Origin of the sequence: Azospirillum sp. TSH20, assembly GCF_003115935.1 — a bacterium.
GTDB lineage: Bacteria > Pseudomonadota > Alphaproteobacteria > Azospirillales > Azospirillaceae > Azospirillum.
Map to the genome: position 1 here is coordinate 1 of NZ_LGQU01000089.1, position 5,186 is coordinate 5,186.

The following is a 5,186-nucleotide window of genomic DNA, read 5'->3' on the forward strand; positions in this document are numbered from 1 at the left end:
CCTAACCCTCTCCCCGCTTTCGGCGGACCAAAGGTCCGCCTGTCGCGTCAGCGCAAACGAAGTTTGCGCGTGAGCGGGGGAGAGGGGATCTCGTCCTGCGTGTATAGTTTAGCGAAGGAAGAGGGCGACCGTCAGGCGCCGAAGCCGCCGTCGATGGTCTGGAACGAGCCGGTGATCATCGCGGCATGCGGGCCGGCGACGTAGGCGGTCAGTTCGGCGACCTCGTCGGCGTCGATGTGGCGCTTGATCGCCATGAAGCTGTGCATGGCGGGCGCCATCGGGCCGTCGGCCGGGTTCATGTCGCTGTGGGTCGGACCCGGCTGGATGGCGTTCACGGTGATGCCGCGATCGCCGAAATCGCGGGCGAGGCCACGCACCATGCCCTGGACCGCCGATTTGGTCAGGGCGTATGCGGCGCCGCCGGCGAAGGGCATGCGGTCGCCGTTGACCGAGCCGATCACGATGATGCGCCCACCGTCATTCATGCGCCGGGCCGCTTCGACCGCCGCGTGGTAGGGCGCCCGGACGTTGATGTCGATCATCCGGTCGACGGCGTCGGGGTCGAAGGTCAGCGGATCGCCGAGGATTGCCGTGCCGGCATTGACGACCAGCACGTCCAGCGCGCCGCGCTCCGCCACGGTGGCGATCAGGGCGTCGCGGTCGGCGCTGTCGGTGCGGATGGCCTCCGCGCCGGTTTCGGCGGCAAGCGCCTCGGCGGCGTCCTTCGACCCGGCATAGGTGAAGGCGACGGAGCCGCCGGCCTTGGCGAAGCGGCGGACGATGGCCTTGCCGATTCCGCGGCTGCCGCCGAGGACCAGGATCTTGCGGCCGGTGAACTCACCCATGATGCGCTCCTTGATAAAATATAGTGATCGCTATATAAATCCGGGCAAAGGATTTGCGCAAGGAGAAAATATAGTGGTCGCTACAGAATCCTCCGGAGCGCGGGGACGGCGGCGCTCCTTCGATGTGGACGAGGCGGTCGAGACCGCGATGAAGCTGTTCCATGCGCGCGGCTACGACGCGGTGGGCGTCGCCGAGCTGGGGGCGGAGCTGGGAATCAAGCCGCCGAGCTTCTATGCGGCCTTCGGCAGCAAGGCCGGGCTGTTCGAGCGGGCGCTCCGGCGCTATGCGGCGGGGGAGGCGAACATCTTCGCCCGTGCGCAGGCAGACGGCGGCGGCGTGGCCGAGGTGATCGAGCGCACGCTGCTGCTGGCGGCGCGGCTCTATCCGGAACGGAACGGGGTGGCGGGCTGCCTCGTGCTCGATGGCGCGCGCAACAGCGCCGATCCGGAAGCCTGCGCGTTGGCCGAGGCGCTGAGGAAGGCCGGCGTGGCGGCGATCCGGGACTTCATCGCGACGGAGGAGCCGGAGCGGGCCGACGCGCTGACGGACTTCGTCGCAATCACGATGAAGGGGATGTCGGCGGCGGCGCGTGACGGCATGGGCGAGGAGGCGCTGACCGCTGTCGCTCAGATGGCGGGCCGCGCCTTCCGCCGCGAACTGGCGGCGGAAGGGTGACGTTGGGGGCTGGAACCGCGGTGTTTCAGGCCGGCATCGCCTCGCGCGGGATGATGGCGCCGCGGTGCTGGATGACGGCGGCAGCCAGCTTGTGGGCGGCGCGGGCGGCGTCGGCCGGACCCTCGCCGCGCAGGCGGGATGCCAGATAGCCGGCACTGAAGCTGTCGCCGGCCGCCGTGGTGTCGACCACCGTGGCGACCTTCTGCGCGGGAACCTCGACGGCATTGCCGTCCTGGAACACGATGCAGCCGGGCTGTTCCAGCTTCAGCACGATCTCGGAGACACCGGCGTCGCGGACGCGGGCCAACACGGCGTCGGCATCGGCATCGCCATAGAGGTCGCGCAGGTCGGTGACGCCGGGCAGCGCGATGTCAGTCAGCCGCAGCATGCGGTCGAAGGCGGCGCGGGCGGTCTCGATGTCCGGCCACAGGCGCGGGCGCCAGTTGGTGTCGAACGCCACTTTGCCGCCGCGCGCGCGGACCCGTTGCAGCACCTCGAACAGCCGCTCGCGGCCCTGCTCGCCCAGGATGGCGATGCTGATGCCGGACAGGTAGACGATGCTGTAGCCTTCCAGCGCCTTGGACAGCTCCGGCGTCTGCGGCAGGGCGAACAGTTCGCGCGCCGGCGCGCGGTCGCGCCAGTAGAGGAAGCGGCGCTCGCCGCTGGCGTCCGTCTCGATCAGGTAGAGGCCGGGCAGGCGGTTCGGCACGCGCAGCACATGGCCGGTGCCCACCCCTTCGGCGGCCCAGGCGGCGATCATGTCCTCGCTGATGGTGTCATCGCCAAGTGCGGTGACATAGTCGACCGGCGTGCCCAGACGCGCCAGATAGACCGCGGTGTTCAGCGTATCGCCGCCGAACCCCATGGTCAGCGACCCGTCCGGCCGCCGGAACATCTCGATCATGCATTCGCCGAGCGCGGCGACGCGGTTGGGCGTGTCGGTCATGCTTGTTCTCCGCAAGCCGGGAATGCCCCGGCAAATCCTTATTATTTCATGCCGCCGCAGCGCGGCGTTCCCGTGCCCGCATGCGTTCGCGGTGCGCAGTGTAGAGGCCGCTGGCGATGATCACGCCGGTGCCGACGAAGGTCCAATGGTCGGGCACCGCGCCGAAGACGAGGAATCCCAGCGCGGTGGACCAGATCAGCTGGACATAGGTGAAGGGCGCCAGCACCGATGCCTCGCCCTGGCGGTAGGCCAGGATCAGCAGCCATTGCGACAGGGTGTAGACCAGCCCGATGAAGACCCCGAGCAGCATCTCCCACGGCGTCGGCCATGCGGCATGCAGGGGAAGCAGCGCCGTCAGCACGATCAGGCCGGTCAGCGCGCTCCACACCATGGTGGTCAGCGGGTTTTCCTGCACCGTCATCTTGCGCGTCGCCACAAGGCCGAGCGCCCAGCTGAAGGCGGTCAGGATCGGCAGCAGCGAGGCCGGCTGGAACCCGTCCGCCCCCGGCCGGATGACGATGATGACGCCGGCCAGCCCGACCAGCAGCGCCGCCCAGCGGCGGATGCCGACCTTCTCGCTCAGCAGCAGGATCGACAGCACGGTGACGAAGACGGGGGAGACGAAGCTGATCGCCGCGGCCTCGGCCAGCGGCAGATGCTGCATCGCCATGATGAAGAACAGCGCCGAGCCCAGCATGCCCAGGCCGCGCACGACCTGAAGTCCCGGCCGCGTCGTCCTCAGCACCCGGAGCGAGCCGCCGCGCAACGCCAGCGGCATCACCAGCGCGGTGAAGACGACATAGCGCATCCAGGCGATCTCGGCCGGCGGCAGGGTCCGGCCGAGATATTTCGCCGTGGCGTCGGAGCAGGACAGGCAGGCCACCGCCAGCACCACCAGCAGGATCGCCCGCATCGGCTCCGTGCCCTTGGACGTCGATCCAGTGGGCTGGATCGGGGTCTGCGGCGCGTTGACCGGCTGGGGGCCGGGATCGCGGTGGGGGCCAGAGAGAGGGGTGGAACTGTCAGGCATGGTGCCGGCTCTTCAACGGTTTCCGATAAGGGGGCGGACCCCTTACATAACCGCTCCCATCTGCCAAGGGGCGAACTCATCGGCGCCGACGCCGAGTTCCTCGCTCTTGGTCTTGCGGCCCGACGCGGTGTCGAGCACCAGCTGGAAGATCGCGCGGCCGACCTCCTCGATCGAGGCATCGCCGGTGGCGATGGCGCCGCAATCGATGTCCATGTCGTCCGGCATCCGGCGGAACAGCGTGCTGTTGGTCGCCAGCTTCAGGCTGGGCGTCGGCTTGCAGCCGAAGACCGAGCCGCGGCCGGTGGTGAAGCACAGCACGTTGGCGCCGCCCGCCACCTGGCCGGTCGCCGACACCGGGTCGTAGCCGGGCGTGTCCATGAAGACGAAGCCCTTGTCGGTGATCGGCTCGGCATAGCGGTAGACGGCGGTCATCGGGGTGGTGCCGCCCTTGGCGACCGCGCCCAGCGACTTCTCCAGGATGGTGGTCAGGCCGCCCTTCTTGTTGCCGGGCGACGGGTTGTTGTTCATCTCGCCGCCGGTGCGGCTGGTGTAGTCCTCCCACCAGCCGATGCGCTCGACCAGCGCCTCGCCCACCTCGCGGCGGACGGCGCGGCGGGTCAGCAGATGCTCGGCGCCGTAGACTTCCGGCGTCTCGCTCAGCACGGCGGTGCCGCCGCTGCGGACCAGCAGGTCGACGGCATAGCCCAGCGCCGGGTTGGCGGTGATGCCCGAATAGCCGTCGGAACCGCCGCACTGCAGAGCCAGCGTCAGGTGGCTGGCCGGCAGGGTCTGGCGGGTGACGTCGTTAATCTCCGGCAGCAGCGCCTCGATCCGGCGGATGCCCTCGCGGGCGGCGGCGGCGGTGCCGCCCATGTCCTGGATGCCGATGGGGATGACGCGGGCGCCCGCCTCAAGGCCGGTGGCCTCCATCAGCTTGTCGATCTGGTTCACCTCGCAGCCGAGACCCAGCAGGATCACCGCGGCGAAGTTGGGGTGGCGGGCGTAGCCGGCGATGGTCCGGCGCAGGGTGTCCATCACCTCGCCGCTGCCGGCCATGCCGCAGCCATAGCCGTGGGTCAGCGCGACGACGCCGTCGATGTTGGGATAGGCCGCCAGCGCGGGCCCACGGAAATGGTCGGCGATCATCCGCGCCGCGGTGGCGGAGCAGTTCACCGAGGTCAGCACGCCGATGTAGTTGCGGGTGGCGACCCGGCCATCCGGGCGAACGATGCCCTGGAAGGTGGCGCGCTCGGCCTCCGGGATCATTTCGACCGGGTGGACGTCGGCGCCGAAGGCATAATCGCGCTCGAAATCACTGCCCATGCCCATGTTGTGGACGTGGACATGGTCGCCCGGCTGGATCGCCGCGGTGGCGAAGCCGATGACCTGGTTGTACTTGCGCACCGGCTCGCCCGGCGCGATGGCGCGCACCGCGACCTTGTGCCCGGCCGGCACCGGCCCGGTGGTCGCGACTTCTGTGCCGGGCAGGGCGGTGCCGGGCTCCAGGTCGGCGCCGGCGACGACGACGTTGTCGGCGGGGTGCAGGCGGATGGTCAGCGATGCCATGGGAAGATGTCCTTGAGGAGACGTATGTCGCGATGTCCCCTCTCCCCCGCTCACGCGCAAACTTCGTTTGCGCTGACGCGACAGGCGGACCTTTGGTCCGCCGAAAGCGGGGAGAGGGTTAGG

Annotated in this window: 5 protein-coding genes; 1 reads left to right on the forward strand and 4 read right to left on the reverse strand. The window is 69.5% G+C overall.

Features of this window, described 5'->3' with window-relative positions; translation table 11 throughout:
* Positions 1 to 131: 131 nt before the first annotated feature.
* Positions 132 to 845 (reverse strand): SDR family oxidoreductase, encoded by a 714-nt coding sequence (bdcA, locus tag TSH20_RS23155; RefSeq protein WP_109157500.1) that lies wholly within the window; start codon positions 843 to 845, stop codon positions 132 to 134.
* A 73-nt stretch (positions 846 to 918) separates the two neighbouring features.
* Between bdcA and TSH20_RS23160 the strand changes: the two genes are divergently transcribed.
* On the forward strand, positions 919 to 1,521 hold the full coding sequence (locus TSH20_RS23160) for a TetR/AcrR family transcriptional regulator (protein WP_199232139.1): 603 nt from the start codon (positions 919 to 921) through the stop codon (positions 1,519 to 1,521).
* A 25-nt stretch (positions 1,522 to 1,546) separates the two neighbouring features.
* Here TSH20_RS23160 and TSH20_RS23165 read toward each other — a convergent pair whose 3' ends face one another.
* From TSH20_RS23165 to TSH20_RS23175, 3 genes are read right to left on the reverse strand one after another with little or no spacing between them, the layout of a single operon-like run.
* The gene (locus TSH20_RS23165) at positions 1,547 to 2,467 is read right to left on the reverse strand and encodes a sugar kinase (protein ID WP_109157501.1); all 921 of its coding nucleotides are present in this window, start codon (positions 2,465 to 2,467) and stop codon (positions 1,547 to 1,549) included.
* A gap of 46 nt (positions 2,468 to 2,513) precedes the next feature.
* Positions 2,514 to 3,497: a DMT family transporter gene (locus TSH20_RS23170; RefSeq protein ID WP_109157502.1), complete on the reverse strand. Its 984-nt coding sequence runs from the start codon at positions 3,495 to 3,497 to the stop codon at positions 2,514 to 2,516.
* A gap of 42 nt (positions 3,498 to 3,539) precedes the next feature.
* Positions 3,540 to 5,063 (reverse strand): altronate dehydratase family protein, encoded by a 1,524-nt coding sequence (locus TSH20_RS23175; RefSeq protein ID WP_109157503.1) that lies wholly within the window; start codon positions 5,061 to 5,063, stop codon positions 3,540 to 3,542.
* Positions 5,064 to 5,186: the final 123 nt, after the last annotated feature.

Bases quoted from the DNA above. Each gene is read 5' to 3' on its own strand.
- TSH20_RS23170 (WP_109157502.1), bottom strand. From the start codon at position 3,497: ATGCCTGACAGTTCCACCCCTCTCTCTGGCCCCCACCGCGATCCCGGC.
- bdcA (WP_109157500.1), bottom strand. From the start codon at position 845: ATGGGTGAGTTCACCGGCCGCAAGATCCTGGTCCTCGGCGGCAGCCGC.
- TSH20_RS23165 (WP_109157501.1), bottom strand. From the start codon at position 2,467: ATGACCGACACGCCCAACCGCGTCGCCGCGCTCGGCGAATGCATGATC.
- TSH20_RS23175 (WP_109157503.1), bottom strand. From the start codon at position 5,063: ATGGCATCGCTGACCATCCGCCTGCACCCCGCCGACAACGTCGTCGTC.